This is a genomic window from Achromobacter sp. 1014246743 (genome assembly GCF_059760725.1).
Genome location: NZ_JCBANA010000030.1, coordinates 1 through 26,131 on the forward strand (window position 1 = coordinate 1; position 26,131 = coordinate 26,131).

Sequence of the window (26,131 nt, forward strand, 5' to 3'; positions counted from 1 at the left end):
TGCCGTGCCTGCCCCGCCCGGGCACGGCACTTGCTCAAGGAACCGCGCGGGACGGCCAACCATCCGGCCGTCCTCATCCAAAGGAGTGATCCATGAAATTGTCCAATACCCGCCTGTCCCTGACGCTCATTCCCGCCGCGGCCCTGTGCCTGTCGGCCCTGGCGCTGCCGGTCTCGGCGCAAACCACGCAAGTGCGCAGCAGCGAACAGATCGACAATCAATACAAGATGGACAAGAAGCAGTGCGATGCCATGAAGGGCAACCAGAAGGACGTCTGCCAGGCGCAAGCCGAAGCCACGCGCGACAAGGCCCGCGCCGATGCCAAGGCCGGCAAGGAAAAGGCCGAAGCCAACCATGACGCCGCCAAGACCCGCAATGACGCGGACTACAAGGTCGGCAAGGAAAAGTGCGATGCCATGTCGGGTAACGCCAAGGACACCTGCATGGCGGACCTGAAGACCCGCTACGGCAAGTAAGCCCACCCGCCCGCTTGCCGGGCGCGGCGCGCGTCAGCGCGCCGCATGGGTGGACGACGGCGGCGGCTCGCCTGGCAACAGGTAGCCCGCCGCCGCGTATTCCTCGAGCCGGTTGTACAGGGTCTTGGGGCTGATGCCCAATACGGCCGCGGCCTGCTTCTTGACGCCCTTGCAGCGCTCCAGCGTTGCCAGGATCAAGCGGCGATCGGCTTCGGCCAGGGTTTCACCCACGGGCACGGTCACCTGGCCGCCCAGGTTCGCGTCGCCGCTGGGCGACACCTGCGGGGCCAGCAGGCCGACATCGAGTTCATTGCCTTCCGCCATGATGAAGGCGCGCCGCACGTAATTCTTCAATTCGCGCACATTGCCCGGCCATTCGTACTGCGCCAGCGCGGCCAGGGCGCGCGCCGAAAACACTTTGTCGCTGCCGGTTTCCTGGTTCTGCGCCTGCAGGAAGCGGTCGGCCAGGAAAGCGATGTCTTCGCCCCGCTCGCGCAGCGGCGGCAATTCCAGCGGAAACACGCTGAGGCGGTAGTACAGGTCTTCGCGCAGCTTGCCTTCCTGCACCGCCTGTTCGGGGTTGCGGTTGGTGGCGGCGATGATGCGGATGTCGCATCCGATTTCGCGGTTGGTGCCCACCCGCATGAACTGGCCGGTTTCCAGCACCCGCAGCAACTTCACCTGCAGGTCGAGCGGCATTTCGGTGACTTCGTCCAGGAACAGCGTGCCCCCGTCCGCGCGCTCGAAATAGCCTTTGTGCTGGCGATCGGCACCAGTGAAGCTGCCGCGTTCGTGACCGAACATTTCACTTTCGATCAGGTGCGGCGAGATCGCGCCGCAATTGACCGCGATGAACGGGCGCTGGCGCCGCGCGCTGAGTTCGTGGATGGCGTGCGCGGCCAGTTCCTTGCCCGTGCCGCTTTCGCCGATCAGCAGCACGGTGACATTGGTGGGCGCCACGCGTCCGATCTGGCGGTACAGCTCGCGCATCGGCGCCGACGTACCGTACATCTTGCCGAAGCGGCCCGGCTCTTCGAACGGCGTGCCCGGCCGCTCGCCCCCGGCATTGGCCAGGATGCGCGCCAGGATCTCGTTCAGGCGATCCATGCAGATGGGCTTGGTCAGGTAGTCGGTCGCGCCCAGGCGCAGCGCCTGGACGGCGTTGTCGACCGTGCCGTGGCCGGTCATCACCACGACCTCGGCGCTGGCCACCGCCACGTTCTTGAAGATATCCATGCCGCTGCCCCCGGGCAGGCGCACGTCGGTCAGCACCAGGTCCGGCGCCTGGCGCTCAAGCTGGATCAGCGCGTCCTTCACGCTGGCGGCAAGGGCCACCGTAAAGCCGCTGTCGCGACCGATCTCGGCCAACGTTTCGCGGATGGCATCGTCGTCTTCGACGATCAACAGATGAGGCATGAGGGCTCCCTGGCTCGGAGATCCGGGCGGTGCCCGTGCCTTTTCCGGCCAACTTCGAGCATACCGAGTCTGAGCGCGGCGGACGTAAACATTCGATACGATCCACTAAACTTTTCGATTGCTTTCAACTGGTCGCAACCGCGGGCGCCAAGGCCTCTACCATCGGCCTGTCAGCACGCCCTTTCGGGCCGAGGATTTACGCATCATGCCTGCTCGCTCCGCCGGCGACCGCGGAGACGCCGCCGCGCCCGCCACCCCCGCCATGGACGTCTCCGGACTGTCCCCCATCATGCAAAAGCTGGCCACGCAACTGCGCCTGGCCGCCGGTACCGACGCCAGCGTCTTCATCGTCGGCGAAAGCGGCGCCGGCAAGGAAGTGGTGGCCCGCGCCATCCACGACGCCAGCGCCCGCCGCGACTGTCCGTTCGTGGCCATCAACTGCGGCGCCATCAGCGGCTCGCTCGCGCACGCCGAATTGTTCGGCCACGAGAAAGGCAGCTTCACCGGCGCCGTGGCGCAGAACGCCGGCTATTTCGAATACGCCAGCGGCGGCACCCTGTTCCTGGACGAAGTCACCGAAATGCCGCCCGACATGCAGGTGCATTTCCTGCGCGTGCTCGAAGCCGGCACCTACCAGCGCGTGGGCGGCGCCGACCTGCTGCGCGCCAACGTGCGCATCATCTGCGCCAGCAACCGCGATCCGGCCGCATCCGTGGCCGACGGCCGGCTGCGGCAGGACTTCCTGCATCGGCTGCTCGTCATCCCGCTGCGCGTGCCGCCGCTGCGCGAGCGCCCCGGCGATGCGCTGATCCTGGCACAGCGTTTCCTGGATGCCATGAACCGCCAGCACGGCACGCGCAAGACCTTCGCCAAGCCCCTGCTCGAGGCGATCGCGCAGCACGATTGGCCGGGCAACGTGCGCGAGTTGCGCAATGCCGTGCAACGCGCCTACATCCTGAGCGACGACGTGCTGGACATCGCGCTGCCGCGTCCGCGCGTGGCGCAGCCGGCCGAGTTCAAGGACGGCGCCCTGAACGTGCCGGTGGGCACCGCCTTGGGCAATGCCCAGCGCGACTTCATCCTGGCCACCCTGGCCCACCACGGCGGCGACAAACGCCTGGCGGCCGAGACCCTGGGGGTCAGCCTGAAAACGCTCTACAACCGCCTGGACGTCTACGAGAAGGAACAGGGCGGGCCGGCCGCTGCGTGAGGGCACGGCGGGACCCCGCCTTTCTCTGCGCACGCAGTTTTTACCGCCACCTTGTAAAGCTTGAAGGGACAAAGCGCCCTGCGCGCCCGGCGCCGCCCGGGCGAAAAGCGGGCATGGTTCTTGCATGAATAGAAGGATGAGCCGCCATTCGGCGGCACCCGCTCCAGGAGACGAGATTGGGACATCCCATGCAAGAACTGCGCCTGCGCCAGCAAATGACGCTCGCGCCCAGGCTGCAGCAATCCGTCAAGCTGCTGCAGATGTCGGCGCTGGAATTCACGACCGCCGTCGAACTGGCGATGGCCACCAATCCCTTCCTTGAGGATGGGGATGAGCAAGTGTCGGACCCGGCCCCCGGCCAGCCCGATCAGGGCGCCGTCCCCCCCGACGCCGAACCCGCGGCGCCGGCCCTGGCCGAGGCGCAGGAAGGCGAGGCGCCCGCCGACGTGCCCGCCGCGCCGGAATACTCCGGCGACTACCCCACCACCAGCCGCGCCGACGGCGAAGACCACGACCTGGGCCAGTGGGCCAGCGCGCCGGTGTCCATGCGCGAAAAACTGTCGCTGGACCTGGGCAACTATCGCCTGGAACCGCGCGGCCGCCTGCTGGCGGAATTCATCATCGATTCGCTCGATGAAGACGGCTACCTGCGCACCCCGCTGGACAATCTGTGCAGCGCCCTCAGCCCCGATTTCGCCCCGCCGCCCGACGAAGGCGAATGGCTGGCCGCGCTGCGCCTGGTGCAGCAGCTGGACGCGCCGGGCCTGGGCGCCCGCGACCTGCAGGAATGCCTGTCGCTGCAACTGGCCGCCCTGCCCGGCATCAGCGCGTCGCTGCGCGAACTGGCGCTGCGCATCGTCGGCGAGCAGATCGAGCGGTTGGCCAAGAACGATGCCGCCGGCATGCGGCGCGCGCTGAACTGTACGGAAGACGCGCTGCGCGAAGCGTGCGCGCTGATCCGCGGCCTGGACCCCAAGCCCGGCCGTCGCTACGACATCCAGGCCCCCGCCTATGTGGTGCCCGACGTCTTCGTCGACAAGTGGCATTCGCGCTGGCGCGTGGTGCCCAATCGCAGCGCCATGCCGCAGGCCCGGCTGCACCGGGTCTATGCCGACCTGTTCCGCCGCGCACGCCTGGACGACCGCAGCCCCATGGCGCAGGAACTGCAGGAAGCGCGCTGGCTGGTGCGCAACGTGGAACAGCGCTACACCACCATCCAGCGCGTGGCCGAAGCGATCGTCAAGCGCCAGCAGACGTTCTTCGAGTACGGCGAAGTCGCCTTGCGCCCGCTGATGCTCAAAGAGGTGGCCGACGATCTGGACATGCACGAGTCGACCGTTTCACGCGCCACGGTCAGCAAATACATGGTGACCCCGCGTGGCGTGTTCGAATTCCGCCACTTCTTCTCACGCGAGCTGCCCACCGATTCCGGCGGCACCTGCTCGGCGGCGGCCGTGCGCGCGTTGATCAAGGAACTGATCGACGCCGAAGACCCGGCCATGCCGCTGTCCGACGTTGCCCTCACCCAGCAGCTGGCCACCAGCGGCATCGTCCTGGCCCGTCGCACCGTCTCCAAGTACCGCGGCCAGCTGCGCCTGCCGCCCGCCGAGCTTCGCAGACAGCATTGATGGCCTTGTCCCGCGCGCACGCTTTGCGTACTTGCGGCGGCCCGATAAAACAATGCCCACCCTGACGGGTGGGCATTGCTCTGTGTGGCTGCGGCCGACGGCTTACTTGCTGCCGCCACTATTGGGATATCCCGGCGGCGGCGCGGCGCCGGCGGCCGGCGTGCGCGGCACGTTGTCGTTGGCCTCGCGAGGGCGCGCCGGCATTTCGCCGCTGCGCTTGTCGGACGACGTGGCGCTGCCCTTGTCCAGATTGGGCGGCGTGGTCGCCGTGTTGGGCGCGGCGTTGGGCGCGGGGGCTGCCTGCCCCGGCGGCACGGGCCGGTTCGGCTGCACCGCGGTGCCGTCGTTGGGCGTCGTGGACGGCGCGGTGGGCGCGGCCGACTGCGCCAGGACGGCGCCGGGAGCGCCCAGAAGGGCTGCCCCCGCGACGGAGGCGGCTGCGATTGCATAGGTCAAGGCACGGATCTTCATGGATAGGCTCCTTTTGAGTTGCCATCTCCGTACAGCAATCGCCATGCCCATGCCCCCCTGCCCCTTGCCCGACCGCCACCGGCAGGCAATTTTTACCGGTGCTTGAAACCCGGTCACCCGACGGACGACGATGCGGTGCGGGCCACGCCCGCCGCCTCGGCGGCGGGATCCAGCATGCGCTGCACCCGGGCGGCCAGCACGTCCAGCGCGAACGGCTTGACGATCAGCTCCATGCCGTTGTCCAGGAAGCCCGAGCCGCGCGCAGCGCTTTCGGCATACCCCGTCATCAGCAGCACCTTCAGGTCCGGATACGAAACGCGGGCGGCATCGGCCAGTTGGCGTCCGTTCAATCCCGGCAGCCCGACGTCGGTCACCAGCAGATCGATATCGGTCGTGGCGCGCACGCGCTCAAGGCCCGCATCGCCGTCATTGGCCGTCACCACCCGCATGCCCAGTTCGACCAGGCATTCGCGCACCATCTCGCGCACGTTGGCATCGTCTTCCACCAGCACGACGACCGCCTGGCGGGCGTGCTCGGCCGGCGGACTGGCTTGCGGCCCCGGCGCCGCCGCATCGTTCAACGCCCCCTCGTAGCGCGGCAGGAAGACCCTGACCGACGTACCGACCCCCTCCTTGCTGTCCAGCGTGACCACGCCGCCGGCCTGCTTGGCAAACCCGTAGATCATCGACAGGCCCAGCCCGGTCCCCTCGCCCAGCGGCTTGGTGGTGAAGAACGGGTCGAAGGCATGCGCCAGCACGTCTGGCGACATGCCGCAGCCGATGTCGGTCACGCACACCTCCACGAAGGCGCCGGGCTGCACGCCGCCATACGGCCGCAGAAAGGCCCGATCCAGCCGCGTGTTCAGCGCGGCCACGGTCAGCACGCCGCCATCGGGCATGGCATCGCAGGCATTGATCACCAGGTTCAGCAAGGCGTTCTCGAACTGGTTGCGGTCGCAGCGCACCGGCCACAGACCGGGCTCCAGGTCGAACGCCAGCGACACGCCTTCGCCGGTGTAGCGATGGAACAGATCGGCCATCGACTGCAGGGTCGAGGCCACGCTGAAGGGCTGCGGGTCGATCGGCTGGCGCCGCGAGAACGTCAACAGCCGCTGCGTGAGGTGGGCCGCGCGGTTGGCCGATTCCATGGCCACGGTAATGAAGCGCACGGCCTGCTCGGGCGTGCCCGCCGCCAGCTTGCGCTGGATCAGGTAGAGCGCCCCGGTAATGCCCTGCAGCATGTTGTTGAAGTCGTGGGCAATGCCGCCGGTCAGCCGGCCCACCGCTTCCATTTTCTGTGCCTGGCGCAGGGCGTTTTCGGTTTCCAGCAGCGTCTCGGCCTGCGACTTCAGGTCGGTGTCGTCGCGCCCCGTCATGTACAGGCTGTCTTGCGCCCAGGACATGCTCCAGGTGATCCAGGCATAACCGCCGTCCCGCTTGAGCACGCGGTTTTCCAGGTGCCTCACGCCCTGGGGCGCGTCGGCGCTGCGCGCCTGCAACAAGGCGCTGCGGGTGGCCTCGTAGTCGTCCGGGTGGATCAGCTGACGCAGCCCCATGGCCAGGAATTGCGATTGCGTCCATCCCAGGATCGGCCGTACCGCCGGATTCACGCTGACGTAGCGGCCCTGCGCATCGATCACCGCCAGCAGTTCCGGCGACAGCCGCCAGATGCGGTCGCGCTCGGCGATGGCATGCTCGACCCGCTGCTCGAGCATGCGGGCGTATTGCGAGCGCTCGACCGCGCCGCACATGCGCTCGGCCACTTCCTCGATGCAGGCCACGTCGCCGCGCTTGAAGCGGCCATCGACCGCGGGCCGGACCACCAGCGCACCGCCCGGGCGGCCCCAGCGGCCGGTGGGCACCACGATGGCCGACGGCAGGATCTCGCCATCGGCCTGCGCCAGCAGCGGTTCAAGAAAGGTAGTGCGTCCGGTGCGCAGCGCGTCGTAGAAGGCCTCGGTGTACAGCTCGGGGCCGAGCACGCCGCGACCGTCGTCGCGGCCGGGATGGCAGCGCCAGCAGGTCGACACCACCGGTTCGCTGCCCTCGCCCTGCCAGTCCAGCACCGCCGCCAGGCCCAGCGCCAGATGCTGGCCCAGGCTTTCGCAGGCGGTCTGCTCGATAGCAGGCTGCAAGGGCAATTCGCGCAACCGGTCGCCCAACGCCATCAGGAAATTCTTGCGATGCTGGCCTTCCCAGAGTTCGGCCTCGGCGGTCTTGCGCGCGGTCACGTCCAGGAACAGCGCCATCATGCGGTCCTCGCCCTCCTTGCGCGCACGCGCCTCGTACCAGGCCGGCCGCGGTCCCGGCACCGCGAATTCGAACTGCGCCGGCTCGCCGGACTCAACCACCTGCGCAAAGGCATCCATGATGCGGCCCGGCACGCCGGGGATCATCTCGCGCAGCGTGTGGCCCAGGGTATCGCCTTCTTTCATGCCGCTCTGGCGCTCGAACGCCGGGTTGACCTCGATGAAACGGAAATCGACGATGTTGCCTTGCGCATCGCGCAGCGCTTCGCTCAGGAAGAAGGCCTCTTGCATGCCTTCGAACATCGCGCGCCAGCGCTCGCCGCTGCGCCGCAGGGCCGCTTCCGTCAGGTGCCGCTCGATGGCCAGCGCGGCGCTGCGCGTGACCACCGCGATGGCGTCGATGTCGTGCGCCGAGGGCGAGCGCGGCGTGGCGTAGTAATTCGAGAACACGCCCAGCAGGCGCCCATCGGGCGACTTGATCGGGGTCGACCAGCAGGCCCGCAACCCATGGGCCAGCGCCTGCTCGCGCCAGGCTTCCCAGGCCGGATGGCGGGCGATGTCTTCGGCATAGACCGGACTGCCCGTGTAGGCGGCCTGCCCCCACGAAGCGGCATCGGGTCCGATCGGCGCGCGGTCGATCGCGGCGTTGTAGGCGGGCGGCAGGCTGGGCGCCGCGCCATGCAGCAGCAGGCGGCCGGATTCATCGATCAGGGCAATCGAAGCGCGCAATTCGACGCTGGATTGCGCTTCGATGGCATGCAGCACATGCGCCAGCACCTCGGGCAATGGCACACCCGCCACAATGCGCTGCAACATGATGCGTTCGTCTTCCAAACGCGCAAGCGTGTCAGTCCACGAATGCGCGACGCGGTCTCGCTGGGTCAGCATGGGTCCTCCCTCGGGCTCCTCCGACTGTATTGCGCGGCGCGGCCGCCAGCGGAAACCCTAGGTAACTCGACGCAACAGCGTTGACGTGCCGCCCCGCCACCAAGCCGCATGGCGCCGCATCATGGGACCGGACGCTCAGCGTTCGAGCGCGACGCTGCCCTGCGTCAGCCCCAGCGCGGTCAGCGCTTCGGGCTTGTCCACCAGCACGCATTGCTTGCCCGTCCGCGTGCAATGGTCTTTGACCCGCCAATAGGCGCCGTGGCTCACGCAGCCGGTCTGGCAGATGACCAGATCGGCCGCGACCAGGCTGGCTTCCAGGGTGTCGCCATCCGCGCCCTCGCTGCCGCTGTGGCCCAGGTAGCGGCCGCCCGCCATTTCGACGACCTTGCGGGTCAGCATCAACGCCATCGCGTCTTCGCCCACGCACAGCACCGACTTCTCGCGCAGGGTCGCCGCCGCGATGACGGCGGGCCGCGCGGCGGGTTCGGTGCTGCGTTCGACCGGGTGCTGGCGCGCCTGCGCGGCGCGGTCCTGCCAGGCCAGGCGTTCGCGCATCAGGCATTGCACCCGTTCCACCAGTTGCGTCACGCGGCGCGCCAGCGCCACGCGCCGGGGCAGCCCGGGGATCGCGCTTTCCAGCGCGGCGCGGTCTTCGCGCGCCCAGGCCAGCGCCGTGTCGCGCTGGATCACGGCGGCGCGCAACCGCATGGCCTCGGCTTCCAGATGCTGGATACGCCGGGCCTGCGCGCTGAGCAGGCGGCTGCAGCGCGCCTGGGCCTGGCCATAGGCAGCCAGCAGGGCCGCATGTTCACGCTGCAGGGAATTGGGCGCCTGGAAAGATAACGTCATCGCGGGCCTCGGTTCGGTAGGAAACAACACGGCGGGCACGTGCCAGCGCCGTCCGACTTGCCGAGCATTATAAATGAGAATAAGTCTTTTTTAATTTATAGCCTCATGCCCGTTTCGAGCACAGGGAAATCCATTACTGACGACCTGTGATCGCTTAAATATGATCGACAAAACATACCGGCCGCAAGCTTTTCACCGCTTGACGAGACGCCCTCCCTAGGACGCTTCGCGCCTTGCTTGTTCCTGGTCCGCGCACCCGCCGGGCCGCGGATTCAACGAAGTAAGGAAGGGGCACCCGATGCCGAGATCCGCCGAGCTTCTGCGCGACATCCACGAAACCAATCTGATGTATCTGCTGCTGTTGCAGCGGCTGGCCCGCACCGGCAACCTGCAGGCGTTGGCGGGCCTGCAGATATCGGTCGAGGCCAGCCAATGGCTCGTGGGCCTGAAACACGACGACCTGACCCGACTGGCCCGCTGCAGTGTGCTGCTGGCGCAGTTGAACCTGTCGCCGCACCTGTTGCTGGCCGCGCTGAGCCAGGGCATGGATGCGACGCTGGCGGCCGACGTGCCCAGCCGCACCTTGGCGTGACGCCGCGATCGGAATGGCCGCCGTCCCCGGCCGGCGGACGGCGGCCTGCGGCGGCCGACGCCTACGGCGCCTCGTGGCAGACCACGCACAGCTTGTTGCCATCGAGGTCGCGGAAGTACGCCCCGTAATAATGTTCGTGGTAGTGCAGGCGCAGCCCCGGCGGCCCTTCGCAGCGCCCGCCCTGGGCCAGCGCCAGCGCATGGCAACGATCCACGGTGGCGCGGTCGGCCGCCAGGAATGCCGTCATCTGGCCATTGCCGGGCGTCGCCGGCTGGCCGTCTTGCGGCGCGTTGATCACCAGCAGCGGGCGCCCTCCGCCCGCCGGCTGCCAGCCCGCCCAGGGACGTTCACGTTCGATGAAGCGCGGAGCCAGGCCCAACGCGTCGGCCAGGGCGGAATAGAAAACATAGGCGCGATCGAAATCGCCGACACCGAGGCAGACGTGTGAAAGCATGGAAGGTCCTTGCGTGGGGAAAAGCCGATTATGCGCTGCGCCCGACTGCCGGCGCTTCGGCGGCCCTCGCCGTGCGCCAATACAGCGCGGCGCTGATGCACAATGCGCCGGCCAGCAGGCTGCCCGCCATGGCGGCCACGCCCGGCCAGCCGCCACCGGTCCAGAACTGGCCGCCCAGCGAGCCCAGCACGCTGGAACCCACGTAGTACACCAGCAGGTACAACGACGCGGCCAGCGCCTTGTAGCCGCGCGACATCTGCCCCACCCAGCCGCTGGCCACCGCATGCGCGGCGAAAAAGCCGAAGGTGAACACCACGATGCCGGCGATCAGCACGGGCAAGGCATCCGACAGCGTCAGCAGCAAGCCCGCCAGCGCCAGGCCGGTGCCCGCGGCCAGCATGGCGCCGCGCCCGTGGCGGTCGGCCAGGCGGCCGAAATACGTGGACGCGAAGATGCCCACCAGATACACCACGAAGATGAAGCCGATGAAGGTCTGGCTGAGCGAAAACGGCGGCGCCAGCAGGCGAAAGCCCACGTAGTTGTAGACCGTGACGAAGGCGCCCATCAACAACCCGCCCATCGCGAACAGACCGCACAGCGGACCGTTCCGGACATGCGCACCGATGCCCGCCTTGACGTCGCCGAATACCCCTGCCCAGCCGCGCGCCCGCTGCGGCGTGAAGCGGCGCGAGGCCGGTAGCAACCACACGAACAGCACGGCGGCCACGATGCCCAGCAGCCCCAGCGTGCCCATGGCCGCGCGCCAGCCGAAATGGTCGGACACCAGGCCGGTGATGACGCGCCCCGACAAGCCGCCGAAGGCGCTGCCGCTGATATACAGGCCCATGGCGAAGCCCAGCGTATCGGGTTCGACTTCTTCGGCCAGGTAGGCCATGGCCACGGCGGGCACCCCGCCCATCGCCACGCCTTGCAGCGCGCGCAGCGCCAGCAGGCTGTGCCAGTCGGGCGCTACGGCCGCCACCGTGCCCAGCACGGCCGAGGCGAACAGCGACAGCGCCATGATGCGCTTGCGCGGCAGCGCCTGCGAAAACAGGCCCACCAGGAAGATCGCCACGGCCAGCAGGCCGGTACACAGCGACAGCACCAGGCTGCTCTGCGCGGGCGACACGTCGAACGCATGGGTGAACAGCGGCATCAGCGGCTGCACGCAATACAACAGCGAAAAGGTGGAAAAACCGGCCGCGAACAAGGCCCATTGGGCGCGACGCAAGGCGGGCGTGCCGCGCGCCAGGTAGTCGGAAGATGCGGGACCGGGTACTGCTGCAGGGGTGGACATCGGAATTCTCGAAAAACACCGGGCAACCGCCCGTGCATTCAAGGTAGACTCTTCCCCTGCATATGTCCAATATATGAAACCAGCACTCGCTATATTTTAAAACGATGGAACTGAGACACCTGCGCTATTTCACGGTGGTGGCCGAGGAACTGCACTTCACCCGCGCCGCCGCCCGGCTGGGCATCGGCCAGCCGCCGCTCAGCCAGCAGATCCAGCAGCTCGAACGCGAAATCGGCACGCCGCTGTTCCTGCGGCTGCCGCGCGGGGTCGAACTCACCGAGGCCGGCGCCCAGTTCCTGGAAGACGCGCGCGCCATCCTGGCCAGCGCCGACCGCGCCATCGACACCGCCCGCCGGCTGGGGCGCGGCGAGCGCGGCGCCATCACCGTGGGCTTCACCGCGTCCGCCGTGTTCCATCCCTACCTGCCGCAGGCCATCCGCGCCTATCGCGACCGCTATCCGGACGTGCGCATCACGCTGACCGAAAGCAATACGCAAAGCCTCTTGCGCGGCCTGCGCGAAAGCGCGGTGGACGTGGCCTTCGTGCGCCCGCCCTACGTGCTGGACGCGGAATTCGAATCCGAGCGCGTGCTGGACGAACCCATGCTGATCGCCCTGCCCCCCGACCACCCGCTCAGCCGCAAGCGCAGCGTGCCCATTTCGGCGCTGGCCGACGAGGATTTCGTGCTGTATCCGCGGCCCATCGGCGCCGGCCTGTACGACGCCATCCAGAACGCCTGCCTGCGCGCCGGCTTTGCACCGCGCGTCATCCAGGAAGCCCCGCAGATGGCGTCCATCGTCAGCCTGGTGGCGGCCGGCGTGGGCATCGCGATCGTGCCCGCCGCCATGCGCCACATGGGCGCGCAGGGCATCGAGTACCGGCCGATCAAGGGCGATGCGCCGCATGCGCTGCTGGACATGGCGTACCGGCGACACGACCGGTCCATCGCGGCCCGCAATGCCGTCGAGATGCTGCGGCAACTGGCGCATCCCGAGGTCGCGGCGGGCACCTGAAAAATGGGGCGGTATAGCCCTGTCGCGTTTGTCACCTTCTGTAAACCCGATGCGCGCGCCTCCCTGTACATTGCGCGCTACCGCGGGATCGATGGGCCACAATGGCCAGGCCGGACCCGCTCAACCTGCCTAAAGGTGTTCTCGTGCAACGTACTCTCCTGGCCCTTGCTTTCGCCACGCTTCCCGGCTTTGCCCTTGCCGCCGGCCTGGCCTCTTCCATTGGCGCGGTCACGGTCTACCAGGACCGCGCCGTCGTCACCCGCAGCGCCAGCAGCGAACTGCCCGCCGGCGAGCACGAACTGGTGCTGGAAAAGCTGCCCGCCACCTTGCAGGACAATTCGCTGCAGGTATCGGCCAAAAGCACCGGCCAGGCCACCTTGCTGGATGTGAAGGTGCGCGACGCCTTCCAGGCCGACACCGCTAACGAACGCGTCAAGCAACTGGAAGAACAGGTGCGCAAGATCCAGGGCCAGCAGGCCGCGCTGGACGACGAAGCCGCCGTGCTGGACAACCAGCGCGAGCTGGTGGCGATGATGCAGCGCGGCGCCACCGAACCCGCCAAGGACGGCCCGCGCCCCACCGTCGAAGAATTGAAAGCCATCCAGGCGCTCAGCGCCGACACGCTCAGCCGCGCGCTGGCCGGCCTGCGCCGCGTGGCCGAACAGCGCGAAGACCTGGACCGCCAACTGGCCGCCGCGCAAGGCGAACTGGGCCAGCTGCAAGGCCAGCTCAACCGCCGCACCAAGACCGTGACGCTGCGCGTGAACCTGGCCCGCGCCGGCAAGCTGGACCTGGACGTGTCGTACGCGGTGGCCGGCGCCCGCTGGACGCCCGCCTACGACGCCCGCCTGCGCCCGGCCGACCGCAGCGTCGACCTGGGCTACTTCGGCGTCATTCGCCAGAACACCGGCGAAGACTGGAACAACGTCAAGCTGACCCTGTCCACCGCCCGCCCATCCCTGGGCGGCGGCGCGCCCAAGCTGAATCCGTGGATCATCGATGTGGCCGCGCCGCCCCCACCCATGCCGGCGCCCGTGGCCGCCGCGGCCCCGGCGATGCGCAACGATTCGCGCGCCCGCTACGCGCCGAAGGGCGCCATGGCCGAAACAGCCCTTATCGACGCCGTGCCCGAACCGGCGCCCGCCCAGGTCGCGACCGCCGAGGTGCAGTCCGCCGCCACCAGCGCGTCTTTCCAGATCCGCACGCCGGCCACGCTACCGTCGGACAACAGCACCCAGCGCGTGGCCATCACCACCGCCAAGCTGCCCGCCACGCTGCAATACCAGTCGACCCCTGCGCTGCGCGAAGCCGCGTACCTGACGGCCCAGGCCAGCAACAGCACCGACTTCCCGTTCCTGGCCGGTACGCTCAACACCTTCCTGGACGACGCCTTCGTGGCGGCATCCGCCATGAAGGCCGTGATGCCCGGCGAAAAGGTGGAACTGGCCATGGGCGCCGACGACGGCATTTCGATCAAGCGCCAGCTGGTCAACCGCTTTACCGAAAGCACCGGCTTTTCGGGCAATGGCAAGCGCGTGACCTACGAATACAAGATCACCGTCAAGAACAACAAGGCCACCAAGGAACAGGTGACCTTCAAGGACCGCCTGCCGGTGTCGCGCAACGAGAAGATCGAGGTCAAGCTGCTGTCGCCCGCCGACCGCGACATCAAGCGCGAAGACGATGGCGTGCTGGCCTGGAACTGGGAACTGGAACCGGGCAAGTCGCGCGAGACGGTGCTGAAGTTTTCGGTCGACTACCCGGGCAACATCGACGTGTCCGGCCTCTGACCCCCCATCGGCAGCCCGCCCGCCCCACCGCCACCGGCCCTGTGCCCGTGGCGGTGTGTTTGCTGTGCCGTCAGCCGCCTTGGTGCTGACGGCAGTATTCGATGAAATCGGCGGGGGCCAGCGGCATCGAAATGCCGTAGCCCTGGGCATACGTGCAGCCCAGCTCGCGCAGCAGTTGCAGGTCGCGTTCCTGCTCGACGCCTTCGGCCACCACGCGGCGGCCCAGCGCGCGGCCCATTTCGATGGCGGCCGCCACCACGGCGCGCGAGGCCGGCTCGCGGTGCATGTGCACGATGAAATCGCGGTCGATCTTCAGTTCGGTGAACGGCATGGCCGAAAACAGCCGCATCGACGCAATGCCCGCGCCGAAATCGTCCATGGCCAGTTCAAAGCCGCGCACGCGCAACAGGTTCAGCGCGGACGACAAGGTCAGCCAGTCGGTGACGGGCTCGTCTTCGGTCAATTCCACTTTCACCAGCCGTGCCGGCAGCCCGGCCTGCGCGACGCGTTGTTCCAGCATGGCCGGCAGGTCCGGCGCGCACAAGGTGGACGCGGACGCGTTGATGGCGACGGGCACCGCGATGTGCTCGGCGTGCATGGCCGCCAACACCTCGACCACGCGGTCGGCCACGCGGTTGAACAGCACCTGGTCCAGCCCCAGCCGATGCGCGGCCGGCACGAAGTCGGCCGGCGAAATGGCGCCCAAGGCGGGGTGATGCCAGCGCGACAGCGCCTCGGCCGCGACCACCCGACCGCTGCGCAGGTCGACCTGCGGCTGCAATACCACGCTCAGGCCCTCGCCGGTGGCCAAGGCCTGGCCCAGTTCGGCTTCGAGCACGTCGCGCCGCACCGCGGCCCGGCGCGGCGAGGCCGGATCGTTGTCGATGCTGTGCAACGCCGCCTTGATGGCGTGCTGCATGGCGGTGCGCGAGACCGGCTTGGACAGCGCCTGCGATGACGGGCAGCCCGCCTGCAGCGCCAGCCGCACGTGCGATTGCAGCAGTTCGTCAGTCAGGCTGCTGATCCAGATGATGGGCGGCATGGTCTTGAGACGGCCGCCGTCGACCAGCCGGCGCATTTCATTGGGCAGCAAGGTACCGTCGCCTTCGCCCATGACGATGTCGCTGACCACCACGTCGTAGGCCTGGCGCGCCAGGGCACTGACGGCTTCGGTGCTGCTGCCCACACCGGCGACCCGCCGGTAGCCCAGCGCCAGCAGCAGGTTCTGCAGATAGGCCCGTTCGACGGGATGGTCTTCCACCAGGAGAATCCGCCGGGTCGCGCCGGCGTGGGTCTTGGGCATCGCGCGGGTCCTAGAGGGGGCGTTTCCAGGCGGCTGCTGGAATGCGTTTCACCAATGCTAAGGCATCTTCCGCGACCGCGCCGCCGGATAGGACGGGTTAGTCACTATTAATTAGCCGGGGGCCGCATCGGCGGCCGTCACCCGGACGGACGAAGCCGGTCGCATGGCTCCCCGCGCGCCAGTGCGATAATGGCGGTCTTTCCCGCATCTACGGCACGGAGCTTCCCTTGACCCCCCGCATCGACGATCCCCTGCACGACCGCGAGGTCGGCACGGCCGACTCCACCCAGGACAACACCCGTACGGACGACACCCGCATCAGCGCGGTGCGCCCGCTGATTTCGCCCGCCCTGCTGCAAGACGAGCTGCCGGTCTCGGCCGCCATCCAGACGCTGGTCGAGCAGAGCCGCGCCCGCATCGCCGACGTGCTGCACGCCCGCGACGACCGCCTGGTGCTGGTGGTGGGCCCCTGCTCCATCCACGACCATGGCCAGGCCATGGAATACGCGCGCCAACTGCGCGCCGCCGCCGACCAATACCAGGACGACCTGCTGATCGTCATGCGCGTGTACTTCGAGAAGCCGCGCACCACCGTTGGCTGGAAGGGCTACATCAACGACCCGCGCCTGGATGGCAGCTTCCGCATCAACGAAGGCCTGCGCCGCGCCCGCGAACTGCTGCTGGACATCAGCGAACTGGGCCTGCCCATCGCCACCGAATTCCTGGACCTGCTCAGCCCGCAGTACATCGCCGACCTGATCGCCTGGGGCGCCATCGGCGCGCGCACCACCGAAAGCCCCAGCCACCGCCAGCTCAGTTCCGGCCTGAGCTGCCCGCTGGGCTTCAAGAACGGCACCGACGGCGGCGTGCAGATCGCGGCCGACGCCATCGTGGCCGCCAGCGCCAGGCACGCCTTCATGGGCATGACCAAGATGGGCATGGCCGCCATCTTCGAAACCCGCGGCAACGCAGACACCCACGTCATCCTGCGCGGCGGCAAGCAAGGCCCCAACTACGACGCGGCCAGCGTCGATGCCTGTTGCGCGGTGCTGCGCGCGGCCGGCCAGCGTGAACAGGTCATGATCGACTGCTCGCACGCCAACTCCAACAAGTCGCACCTGCGCCAGGTCGACGTGGCCCGCGACATCGCCGCCCAGCTCGCCCAGGGCGACACCCGCATTACGGGCGTGATGATCGAAAGCCACCTCGAAGAAGGCCGCCAGGACCTCAAACCCGGCCAGCCGCTGCGCCACGGCGTGTCCATCACGGACGCCTGCCTGGGCTGGAACCAGACGCTGCCCGTGCTGGACATGCTGGCCCTGGCCGTGCGCCAGCGCCGCGAAAAGCTCGGCGCCTGATACGCGCGCGCTGCGGGACGACGCCGCTTCCGGAACGCCGGGCGGCGGCGTAGTGCGCCGCTACCCCGCCCGCCGTCCTGCCGCTAACGGTTCAACGCATAGGGCGCAGGATCCATGTCCGGCTCTTGCCCGGTGACCAGGCTGGCCAGCAGCTTGCCGGTCACCGGCCCCAGCGTGAAGCCATGATGCGCATGGCCGAACGCCAGCCATAGCCCCGGGTGGCGCGGCGCCGGGCCGATCACCGGCCGCATGTCGGGCATGCACGGCCGACAGCCCATCCACGGCGTTTTCTCGACCGCTTCGCCCAGCGGCAGCAGCTGCGCCGCCAGCGCCCGCGTCCGCGCGATCTGGATCGGCGACGGCGGTGCGTCACGCGCCGCGAATTCGGCGCCCGTGGTCAGGCGCAGGCCCAAGGTCATGGGCGACACCACGAAGCCGCTGTCGATGTCGGCCACCGGATGCGACAGCGCCGCGCCATCTTCCAGCTTGAAATGCTGGTGGTAGCCGCGCTTGACCGCCATGGGGATGCGGTAGCCCAGCGGCCGCAGCACGTCGGGCGACCACGGCCCCAATGCCACCACCACGTCGCGCGCCTGGACCTGCCCCGTCACGCCGCGCACGCGCCAGCCGCCCCCGGACACGGCTTCGAGACTGCGCGCGTCACCCCGCGCCAGCACACCGCCACGCTGCTTGAACAGCGCCGCATAGCCGCGCGCCACCGCCCCCGGGTCCGACACGTTGACCGGGTCGCGCCAGTGAATCGCGCCGACCATGCGCGGCGACAGCGAGGGTTCCAGCGCGGCCAGGCCCGCCCGGTCCAGCACCTGGTAATCCAGGCCGTAGGGCGCAAGCGCGGCGGCTTCTGCCGCCGCGCGATCCAGGCTTTGCTGGGTGCGCATGCCGTCGATCCAGCCATTGCGGCGGAACAGGCCGCCGATGCCTGCGGCGTCCTTGAGCGCGTCGTGCTCGGCCACGCTGCGTTCGATCAGCGGCAGCATCGCCGCGGCCGCACGCGCCAGCCGCGACGGCGCCGAATGCCACCAATAGCGCAGCAGCCACGGCGCGATGCGGGGCAGGAAACGCGGGTGGTAGCTGACGTCCGGCGTCTGGTTGCCGGCATAACGCAGCAGGCTGCGCCAGTCGCGCGGAAAGGCATAGGGGATGACGCTGGCGCGTTCGATCAGGCCGGCGTTGCCGTAGCTGGTCTCTTCGCCAGGGCCGCGCCGGTCCAGCAGCGTCACCGAGCGGCCGCGCGCCTGCAGATGCAGCGCCGCGCTGACGCCGATGATGCCGGCGCCCAGGACAATCACGTCAGTTTTCATGCGCGAAATTCTGCGCCCGGGCGCGCCCTTCGGCAAGCGCCGTTCGCGGCGTAGAATCCAGCAGCGCCCCGGGACTGGCCGCTGCGGCCCGCGCCTGCTGGCGGCGCCCACGCGGAGCCCTCCTTCATGCCTGCACTGCCCCCCTTGCAACCCGTCACGCTGACCGGCGAGATCGTGCGCCTGGAACCCCTGACCCTGGACCATGCCGATGCGCTGGCCGAGGTCGGCCTCGACCCCGAACTCTGGCGGCTGCAACCCGAACCGATGGAATCCGCGGCCGACATGCGCCGCTACGTCGAACGTGCCCTGGCCGGCCAGGCCGCGGGCAGCTGTCTGCCCTTTGCCATCGTGCGCCGCGCCGACGGCCAGGTCATCGGCACCACGCGCTATATGGATATTGCGCTGGCGCACAAGCGGCTGGAGATCGGCGCCACCTGGCTCACCCCCGCCAGCCAGCGGTCGGGCGCCAATACCGAAGCCAAGTGGCTTTTATTGCAGCACGCCTTTGAAACAATTGGTATCATGCGGGTCGTGTTCAAAACGGAAGCGACCAACACGCAATCGCGGCAGGCCATCCTGCGCATCGGCGGCGTCGAGGAAGGGGTGTTTCGCAAGCACCTGATCGCACAGTCCGGACGCGCCCGCGACATGGTCTACTTCGCCATCCTCGACGAGGACTGGCCCGCCGCCAAAGCGCGCCTCTCGGCCCGCCTGCGCCGCGCGCCGTAGCCGCGGCAATTCGTTCTTTGTTTTGGCCGGCGCTCAAGTTCATGCGGACTGGCGCCGTTAACGCAGTGCTGCGGGGCAAGCTTTTCCACCGCCCGTCCCGCCCTTTTCAAGTCAGGTATGGATCGTTCTCCCCTCGCCCCGCCCGCGCCGCTCGGGCACAACCGCCGCAGCATCTTCATCTACACCGAAGAACAACGGGGCAACCAGTTGGTCGAATCGGTGGTCATCGGCATGCTGTCCGACGTCTCGGGCTCGGACAAGCTCGTCGTCGTGCTGGACCCGTTCAGCCAGCTCAAGTTCATCTACCGCATCGACCACGAAAGCAGCAATCTCGACGCCGCGGCGCTCACCGAGCAGGACGAGTCCGCCTTCAATGGCAAGACCTCGGTCCAGATCAATTCGATGTCCTACAAGTTGGGAACGGCCGAGAACGCCATGAAGCTCTTGCGCGGCAAGACCCAATGGATCCAGGACAAGGGCGCCGTGCTGTCGGTGCTGCTGCAGAATGCCGCGGCGCGCAAGACGCGCTTTGCGCCGCCGCGCATCGAGCGCGACCGCGTGCGCAAGGTGCCGCAAGGCGTGCCGGTGGAATACCTGGCGGATCCGCCCTTGCCGCCGGCCTGATTCGCGCAGGCGCGAACGCGCATGCCGACCGCGCCGTCCCACCGGTGTACAACTTTTTGTCGCGGTTTTTTATCCACAGTTTCTGTGGATAAAAACAACGCACAAGCCCGCCTGGTGGCGGTTGCGACGCTGCCGCAGGGGCTGGTCATTTTTTGACCACCCGGATCGGCTCGGCCACCGGGCATCCGGCCGGCCGCCGCTCGCCCGGCTTCGCTGCGCCGCCGCAACGGCGATAATGATATTCTCCGCGAAGCGCCCACAGGGGATCAGCCGGATGGCGCCTCGTCCGACGCGGCGTCCTCGCCATGCGGACCCACCCACACCAATAAGAAGCCGTAGCATGAAAGGAGCGCAAAGCGTGTTTGCCCTCGGAGCGCCTCACGTACTGACCCGTCCGGCGCCGTGACCATCATCATCGTTGACGATCACGGGGACTGGCGCGACACCATTGCCGAGTACATCCACGATCTCGGCCTGGGCGAAGCCATCCTGACCGCCGGCACGCTTTCCGAACTGGACCAACTGCTGCTCAGCGTCACCCCTGGCATCCTGGTGCTGGACGCCATGCTGCCCGATGGCGACGGCCTGGCCCGCGTGTCGCATCTACGCACCACCTATCCGTCAATGGGCATCATCATGCTCACCGGACGCCTGCTCAGCGAAGACAAGGTCTCTGGCTTGAGCCTGGGCGCCGACCACTACCTGACCAAGCCCGTCAACCTGGCCGAGTTGGGCGCGACGCTGGTGTCGCTGTCGCGGCGCCTGCGCGTGGTGCCCGCCACCGATCCGCAGGCCCCGGCGGCCGAGACCTGGCGCTTCGATCCCGCGCGCCGCGTGCTGATCTCGCCCAAGCGCATCCAGGTCGACATCACCGACACCGAAAGCCGACTCATCGGCGCGCTGGTCCAGGCCGCGCCGCTGCCGCTGTCGCGCGGCCGCCTGGTCGAGGCGCTGGGCGCCAGCGCCGAAGCCTACGACACCCATCGGCTGGACGCCCACATGCACCGCCTGCGCCGCAAGCTGCGCGCGCTGGCCGGCGCCGACATGGGCATCCGCACCGTCTACGGCGTGGGCTATGTGTGCACCATGCCTGTGCAGATCGTAGGCAACAGCAAGCCCTGAACCCTCTTTCATTTTCTCGCGCCATGTCCCTGCCCGCACGCCCCCGCCGTTCCGTCCTCTACATGCCCGGCGCCAACACGCGCGCACTGGACAAGGCGCGCAGCCTGCCGGCCGACACCCTGATCCTGGACCTGGAAGACGCGGTCGCGCCCGACGCCAAGGCCCTGGCGCGCGACCAGGTCGCTTCCGCCTTGCGAGCCGGCGGCTATGGCCCGCGCGAATGCGTGGTGCGCATCAATGCGCTGGATACGCCGTGGGGCCACGACGACGTGCGCGCCATCGCGCAGGCTGGCGCCGATGCGGTGCTGCTGCCCAAGGTGCAGTCGGCGGCGCAACTTGACGCGCTGGCGCAGGCGCTGGACGCGGCTGGCGCCCCTGCCACGCTGCCGCTGTGGGCCATGGCCGAAACGCCGCTGGGCTTTCTGCGGCTGGACGCCATCGCCAGCGGCCACCCGCGCCTGGCGGCCATCGTGGTGGGCACGTCCGACCTCGTCAAGGACCTGCACGCCCGCCACACGCCCGATCGCCACGAGACGCTGCTGGCCCGCTCGATGGCAGTGCTGGCGGCGCGCGCCCATGGCCTGGCGGTGCTCGATGGCGTGCACCTGGACCTGGACGACGAGGCCGGCCTTGCCGCCGCCTGCCGCCAGGGCCGCGACCAGGGCTTTGACGGCAAGACCCTGATCCACCCGAAGCAGATCGCGGCGGCCAACACGGCCTACGCGCCCACCGAGACCGAACTGGCCAGCGCCCGCAAGCGCCTGGACGCCTGGCGCGCGGCGCAGGCGGCCGGCCAGGGGGTCGCCGTGGTCGACGGCGCGCTCGTCGAAAACCTGCACGCGGCCGAGGCCGAACGCCTGCTGGCGCTGGCCGCGGCCATCGCCGCCGCGACAGCCTGACACCCGGCCCGCCCTGTCGCGGCAAGCGACCCGGGCGTCCCCGCAAGCAGCGTCGCGCGCAGCCAGCTACAATACCGCCCACGATCGGACAGGCGCTGCCTCGTCCGCCTTTCGCGCGTGGCACGCGTGGCATCAGCCGCTGAGTTGCAAGGCCGTCGTCCGTACGTCACCAGCAAATCCGGCCTGCGCCGCCCGCGCGATTCCTCCCAGGTTCCTTTTTTTTGCGCCGCGAGCTGTGGCGGGAGCCTTGCCGCGCGCCTGCCGCGCCCCCCCAGCCCCACGATTCATGATCCGCTTCCAACAAGTTTCACTCATGCGCGGCGTCAAGCCCTTGCTCGACAAGGTCGACCTGCTGCTGAACCCCGGCGACAAGATCGGCCTGATCGGCGCCAACGGCGCCGGCAAGTCCAGCCTGTTCGGCCTGTTGCGCGGCACGCTGCACGCCGACCAGGGCGACCTGGACTACCCCGCCAGCTGGCGCATGGCCTACGTGGCCCAGGAAACGCCCGCGCTGGACCGCCCCGCCATCGAATACGCGATCGACGGCGACGTCACACTGCGCAAGCTGGAAGCCGAACTGGCCGCGCTGGAAGCCGAACCCGAAAGCACCGAGAACGGCCTGCGCATGGCCGACATCTACGCGGCCCTGGCCGACGCCGATGCCTACACGGTGCACTCGCGCGCCGAACAGCTGTTGACGGGCCTGGGCTTCACGCAGGCGCAGATGCACCTGCCGCTGACCAGCTTTTCCGGCGGCTGGCGCATGCGCCTGAACCTGGCGCAGGCGCTGATGTGCCCGTCGGACCTGCTGCTGCTGGACGAACCCACCAACCACCTGGACCTGGACGCCATCATCTGGCTGGAAGACTGGCTCAAGCGCTATCCGGGCACGCTGATCGTGATTTCGCACGATCGCGATTTCCTGGACGGCGTGGTCAACGTCATCGTCCATATCGACGAGCGCAAGCTCAAGCGCTATTCGGGCAACTATTCGTCGTTCGAACGCCAGCGCGCCGCGCAACTGGAACTGGCCCAGGGCATGATGGAAAAGCAGATGCGCCAGCGCTCGCACCTGCAATCGTTCATCGACCGCTTCAAGGCCCAGGCCAGCAAGGCGCGCCAGGCGCAGAGCCGCATCAAGGCGCTGGCCCGCATGGAAGAAGTGGCGCCGCTGCGCGCCGCCGCGGAATTCTCGTTCGAGTTCCGCGAGCCGCTGCGCGCGCCCAATCCGCTGTTGACCATGGACAAGGTCAGCGCCGGCTACCGCAATACCGACGAAGACAGCGGCGCGGTGTCCGACAAGATCATCGTGTCGGGCATCAACTTCTCGCTGCAGGCGGGCCAGCGTATCGGCCTGCTCGGCATCAACGGCGCGGGCAAGTCGACCTTCATCAAGACCATCGCGGGCGACCTCGAATCGCTGGCGGGCGACACGCAATTCAACAAGGGCCTGTCGATCGGCTACTTCGCCCAGCACCAGGTCGAGATGCTGCGCCACGACGAATCGCCGCTGTGGCACATGACCAAGATCGCGCCCACCGTGCGCGAACAGGAACTGCGCAATTTCCTGGGCAGCTTCAACTTCAACGGCAACATGGCCACCAGCTCGATCGCCCCGTTCTCCGGCGGCGAAAAAGCGCGCCTGGCGCTGGCGCTGATCGTGTGGCAGCGCCCCAACCTGCTGCTCCTGGACGAGCCCACCAACCACCTGGACCTGGAAACCCGCGAAGCGCTGACCACCGCGCTGGCGCAGTTCGAAGGCACGCTGGTGCTGGTCTCGCACGACCGCCACCTGCTGCGCGCCACCACCGACCAGTTCATCATCGTGGCCGATGGCCGCGTGAGTCCGTTCGACGGCGACCTGGACGACTACAAGGAATGGCTCTACAAGACCAAGCTGGCGGCCAAGGCCGCGGCCTGATACGCCATGCCGATCGGGCGGTTCGAGGGGCCGCGCGGCCCCTGCCCGATGAGCGATCCATTCGCGGTTTAACGCGTTACAATCCCGCCGATTGCACGCGCGCGCGGTGATAGCTGCCGCAGATTGCGCGCGACAACCTCCACCCACGTCCCGCTGTCCGCGGGACGCGTTTTTTAGCGCTCTTAGATGCCGATCAAAGACCAAATCTTCCTTGCCAGCCAGTATCTTGCGCCGCATCACCTGGTGTCCCGCTTCTTCGGCGTCGCCTCCGATTGCCGGGAACCCGCGGTCAAGAACTGGATGATCTCGCGCTTTGTCCGCAAGTACGGCGTGGACATGCGCGAGGCCGAGCAGGAAGACGCGCTGGCCTACGATTGCTTCAATGACTTCTTCACCCGCGCGCTCAAGCCCGATGCGCGGCCGCTGGACGAAGAACCCGGCGGCGTGCTGTGCCCGGCAGACGGCGCCATCAGCCAGATGGGCGCCATCGAGCATGGCCGCATCTTCCAGGCCAAGGGCCACAGCTACGGCCTGGCCGACCTGCTGGGCGGCGACGCCGAGCGCGCCGCGCCGTTCCAGGGCGGCGAATTCGCCACCATCTACCTGTCGCCCAAGGACTATCACCGCGTCCACATGCCGGCAGCCGGCACGCTGCGCGAAATGATCCACGTGCCGGGCCGACTGTTCTCGGTCAACCCGCTGACCGCGCGCAACGTGCCGCGCCTGTTCGCGCGCAACGAACGCGTGGTCTGCATCTTCGATACCGAGCACGGGCCCATGGCCGTGGTGCTGGTCGGCGCCATGATCGTGGCATCCATCGAAACCGTCTGGGCCGGGCTGGTCACGCCGTACAAGCGCCGTGTCAAGGCCGTGCGCTACGACGATGCGGCGCGCGCGCCCATCCACCTGGAAAAAGGCGCCGAGATGGGCCGCTTCAAGCTGGGCTCGACCGCCATCGTGCTGTTCGGGCCGGGCAAAGTGCGCTGGGCCGACACGCCGTCGGTGCGCGGACCGGTGCGCATGGGCGAACTGCTGGCGCTGCCCGCCCGGGCGTGAACCCTCTACTTCCCTAAAAGCGAAATAGATCTTCCATATTTATTCGCTTTATACGATGAAGGGGCATCGGTAGATTGGTGGGTTTCAGCCGTCCCCTTGCCATGGCCACCACCACCCTGCCTGCCTCGCCCGCGACGTCCACCACGTCCGCCACGCCCGCCCGCCTGTCCCGCGCCTTGTCGCGCATGCTGTCGCTGGACGACTTCGAAGCCGCCGCCCGCCGCCGCCTGCCGCGCCCGATCTTCGGCTACGTCGCCGGCGCGGCGGAAGACAACCAATCGCTGCGCGCCAACCGGCACGACTTCGGGCGCTATGGCTTCCAGCCGCGCGTGCTGGTCGACGTATCCGGGCGCAGCCAGCACACCGAGCTGTTCGGGCGCCGCTACGAATCGCCGTTCGGCATCGCGCCCATGGGCATCAGCGCCCTGTCGGCCTATCGCGGCGACATCGTGCTGGCCCGCGCCGCGCGCGAACAGGGCATCCCCGCCATCCTGAGCGGCACCGCGCTGATCGCGCTGGAAGACGTGATCCGCGAAGCGCCCGGCACCTGGTTCCAGGCCTACCTGCCCGGCGACCCGGCGCGCATCGACGCGCTGGTGGCGCGCGCGGCCAAGGCCGGCTACGAAACGCTGGTGCTGACCGTGGACATCCCCGTGTCCGCCAACCGCGAAAACAACGTGCGCACCGGCTTTTCGACGCCCCTCAAGCCCAGCCTGCGCCTGGCTTGGGATGGCCTGACGCACCCGCGCTGGCTGGCCGGCACCTTCCTGCGCACGCTGCTCAATCACGGCATGCCGCACTTCGAGAATTCCTTCGCCACGCGCGGCGCGCCCATCGTATCGGCCTCGGTGCTGCGCGACTTCAGCGCGCGCGACCACCTGAACTGGGAACACGTGGCGCGCATCCGGCGCCAATGGTCGGGCACGCTGATCATCAAGGGCATCCTGCATCCGGCCGATGCGCGATTGGCGCGCCAGCACGGCGCCGACGGCATCATCGTGTCGAACCACGGCGGGCGGCAGCTCGATGGCGCCATCTCGCCGCTGCGCGCGCTGCCCGGCGTGGTGGACGCGGCGGGCGCGATGCCGGTGATGATGGACAGCGGCGTGCGCCGCGGCGGCGACGTGCTCAAGGCGCTGGCGCTGGGCGCGCGCTTCGTGTTCGTGGGCCGCCCCTTCAACTACGCCGCCGCGGTGGGCGGCGAGGCGGGCGTATCGCATGCCATCGGCCTGTTGCGCGCCGAGGTCGACCGCAACATGGCCATGCTGGGCGTGAATCGCCTGGCCGAGATCGGGCCCGACCTGTTGATGCCGGCCTGAGCAGGACGCGGGTCTGCGCCTGCCCCCTTGCCCGTGCCAGGGTCTTCGCGGGCAGCCCGCCAGACAAGCCCGGCGTCAGGCGCACCGCATAGAATGGCAGTTCCTTTGCTACCCGCGGGCCGGCTCCCTGGCCGGCCCGCGCCCC

General features: G+C 68.5%; 22 protein-coding genes. 14 read left to right on the forward strand and 8 right to left on the reverse strand.

What is annotated here, in order from left to right; translation table 11 throughout:
* Positions 1–92 precede the first annotated feature (92 nt).
* Positions 93–476 (forward strand): hypothetical protein, encoded by a 384-nt coding sequence (locus AC6LJ2_RS14315; protein WP_263913415.1) that lies wholly within the window; start codon positions 93–95, stop codon positions 474–476.
* A gap of 33 nt (positions 477–509) precedes the next feature.
* On the opposite strand, the gene AC6LJ2_RS14320 is transcribed toward AC6LJ2_RS14315, so the two are convergent.
* The gene (locus tag AC6LJ2_RS14320) at positions 510–1,892 is read right to left on the reverse strand and encodes a sigma-54-dependent transcriptional regulator (protein ID WP_498151595.1); all 1,383 of its coding nucleotides are present in this window, start codon (positions 1,890–1,892) and stop codon (positions 510–512) included.
* Between the two features lie 262 nt (positions 1,893–2,154).
* On the opposite strand from AC6LJ2_RS14320, the gene AC6LJ2_RS14325 reads away from it, so the two are divergent.
* Both AC6LJ2_RS14325 and AC6LJ2_RS14330 read left to right on the forward strand, forming a co-directional pair.
* On the forward strand, positions 2,155–3,102 hold the full coding sequence (locus AC6LJ2_RS14325; protein ID WP_263913503.1) for a sigma 54-interacting transcriptional regulator: 948 nt from the start codon (positions 2,155–2,157) through the stop codon (positions 3,100–3,102).
* Between the two features lie 188 nt (positions 3,103–3,290).
* Entirely contained in the window at positions 3,291–4,730 is a 1,440-nt protein-coding gene (locus AC6LJ2_RS14330) for an RNA polymerase factor sigma-54 (protein WP_498151596.1), read from the forward strand.
* Between the two features lie 102 nt (positions 4,731–4,832).
* Here AC6LJ2_RS14330 and AC6LJ2_RS14335 read toward each other — a convergent pair whose 3' ends face one another.
* The 3 genes from AC6LJ2_RS14335 to AC6LJ2_RS14345 form a co-directional block, all read right to left on the reverse strand.
* Positions 4,833–5,201, reverse strand: a complete 369-nt coding sequence (locus AC6LJ2_RS14335; protein ID WP_498151597.1) for a hypothetical protein — start codon at positions 5,199–5,201, stop codon at positions 4,833–4,835.
* A 113-nt stretch (positions 5,202–5,314) separates the two neighbouring features.
* Complete coding sequence (locus AC6LJ2_RS14340; RefSeq protein WP_445658961.1) at positions 5,315–8,338, reverse strand: PAS domain S-box protein; 3,024 nt, start codon at positions 8,336–8,338, stop codon at positions 5,315–5,317.
* Between the two features lie 135 nt (positions 8,339–8,473).
* Positions 8,474–9,187, reverse strand: coding sequence for a DUF2325 domain-containing protein (locus AC6LJ2_RS14345; protein ID WP_498151598.1), 714 nt, complete (start codon positions 9,185–9,187; stop codon positions 8,474–8,476).
* Between the two features lie 298 nt (positions 9,188–9,485).
* Between AC6LJ2_RS14345 and AC6LJ2_RS14350 the strand changes: the two genes are divergently transcribed.
* Positions 9,486–9,779, forward strand: coding sequence for a flagellar transcriptional regulator FlhD (locus AC6LJ2_RS14350; protein ID WP_263913422.1), 294 nt, complete (start codon positions 9,486–9,488; stop codon positions 9,777–9,779).
* Positions 9,780–9,840: 61 nt separating this feature from the next.
* Here the strand turns inward: AC6LJ2_RS14350 and AC6LJ2_RS14355 are convergent, their stop codons facing one another.
* Both AC6LJ2_RS14355 and AC6LJ2_RS14360 read right to left on the reverse strand, forming a co-directional pair.
* A complete protein-coding gene (locus tag AC6LJ2_RS14355; RefSeq protein WP_263913423.1) occupies positions 9,841–10,233 on the reverse strand; it encodes a VOC family protein in 393 nt (130 codons plus the stop codon).
* Between the two features lie 28 nt (positions 10,234–10,261).
* Complete coding sequence (locus AC6LJ2_RS14360) at positions 10,262–11,530, reverse strand: MFS transporter (protein ID WP_445658959.1); 1,269 nt, start codon at positions 11,528–11,530, stop codon at positions 10,262–10,264.
* A gap of 104 nt (positions 11,531–11,634) precedes the next feature.
* Here AC6LJ2_RS14360 and AC6LJ2_RS14365 point away from each other — a divergent pair, with 104 nt between their 5' ends.
* Entirely contained in the window at positions 11,635–12,543 is a 909-nt protein-coding gene (locus AC6LJ2_RS14365; protein WP_263913426.1) for a LysR family transcriptional regulator, read from the forward strand.
* Between the two features lie 143 nt (positions 12,544–12,686).
* On the forward strand, positions 12,687–14,333 hold the full coding sequence (locus AC6LJ2_RS14370; RefSeq protein ID WP_445658958.1) for a mucoidy inhibitor MuiA family protein: 1,647 nt from the start codon (positions 12,687–12,689) through the stop codon (positions 14,331–14,333).
* 70 nt (positions 14,334–14,403) lie between these two features.
* Here the strand turns inward: AC6LJ2_RS14370 and AC6LJ2_RS14375 are convergent, their stop codons facing one another.
* Positions 14,404–15,636 carry an EAL domain-containing response regulator gene (locus tag AC6LJ2_RS14375; protein WP_263913428.1) on the reverse strand — a complete coding sequence of 411 codons (1,233 nt, stop codon included), beginning with the start codon at positions 15,634–15,636 and terminating at the stop codon, positions 14,404–14,406.
* A gap of 227 nt (positions 15,637–15,863) precedes the next feature.
* Between AC6LJ2_RS14375 and AC6LJ2_RS14380 the strand changes: the two genes are divergently transcribed.
* Positions 15,864–16,994, forward strand: a complete 1,131-nt coding sequence (locus AC6LJ2_RS14380) for a 3-deoxy-7-phosphoheptulonate synthase (RefSeq protein ID WP_445658957.1) — start codon at positions 15,864–15,866, stop codon at positions 16,992–16,994.
* An 83-nt stretch (positions 16,995–17,077) separates the two neighbouring features.
* Here AC6LJ2_RS14380 and AC6LJ2_RS14385 read toward each other — a convergent pair whose 3' ends face one another.
* Positions 17,078–18,316: an NAD(P)/FAD-dependent oxidoreductase gene (locus tag AC6LJ2_RS14385; protein WP_445658956.1), complete on the reverse strand. Its 1,239-nt coding sequence runs from the start codon at positions 18,314–18,316 to the stop codon at positions 17,078–17,080.
* A gap of 126 nt (positions 18,317–18,442) precedes the next feature.
* Between AC6LJ2_RS14385 and AC6LJ2_RS14390 the strand changes: the two genes are divergently transcribed.
* The 7 genes from AC6LJ2_RS14390 to AC6LJ2_RS14420 all read left to right on the forward strand — a co-directional run bounded on the left by AC6LJ2_RS14390 (position 18,443) and on the right by AC6LJ2_RS14420 (position 25,986).
* The gene (locus AC6LJ2_RS14390) at positions 18,443–19,045 is read left to right on the forward strand and encodes a GNAT family N-acetyltransferase (protein ID WP_263913430.1); all 603 of its coding nucleotides are present in this window, start codon (positions 18,443–18,445) and stop codon (positions 19,043–19,045) included.
* 117 nt (positions 19,046–19,162) lie between these two features.
* Complete coding sequence (locus AC6LJ2_RS14395) at positions 19,163–19,669, forward strand: hypothetical protein (protein WP_263913431.1); 507 nt, start codon at positions 19,163–19,165, stop codon at positions 19,667–19,669.
* Positions 19,670–20,071: 402 nt separating this feature from the next.
* The gene (locus AC6LJ2_RS14400; protein ID WP_263913432.1) at positions 20,072–20,791 is read left to right on the forward strand and encodes a response regulator transcription factor; all 720 of its coding nucleotides are present in this window, start codon (positions 20,072–20,074) and stop codon (positions 20,789–20,791) included.
* Positions 20,792–20,814: 23 nt separating this feature from the next.
* On the forward strand, positions 20,815–21,690 hold the full coding sequence (locus AC6LJ2_RS14405) for an HpcH/HpaI aldolase/citrate lyase family protein (protein WP_445658955.1): 876 nt from the start codon (positions 20,815–20,817) through the stop codon (positions 21,688–21,690).
* A 286-nt stretch (positions 21,691–21,976) separates the two neighbouring features.
* Positions 21,977–23,611: an ATP-binding cassette domain-containing protein gene (locus AC6LJ2_RS14410; protein ID WP_081821773.1), complete on the forward strand. Its 1,635-nt coding sequence runs from the start codon at positions 21,977–21,979 to the stop codon at positions 23,609–23,611.
* A gap of 186 nt (positions 23,612–23,797) precedes the next feature.
* Positions 23,798–24,667: an archaetidylserine decarboxylase gene (asd, locus tag AC6LJ2_RS14415; RefSeq protein WP_263913434.1), complete on the forward strand. Its 870-nt coding sequence runs from the start codon at positions 23,798–23,800 to the stop codon at positions 24,665–24,667.
* 101 nt (positions 24,668–24,768) lie between these two features.
* Positions 24,769–25,986: an alpha-hydroxy acid oxidase gene (locus AC6LJ2_RS14420; protein WP_445658954.1), complete on the forward strand. Its 1,218-nt coding sequence runs from the start codon at positions 24,769–24,771 to the stop codon at positions 25,984–25,986.
* Positions 25,987–26,131: the final 145 nt, after the last annotated feature.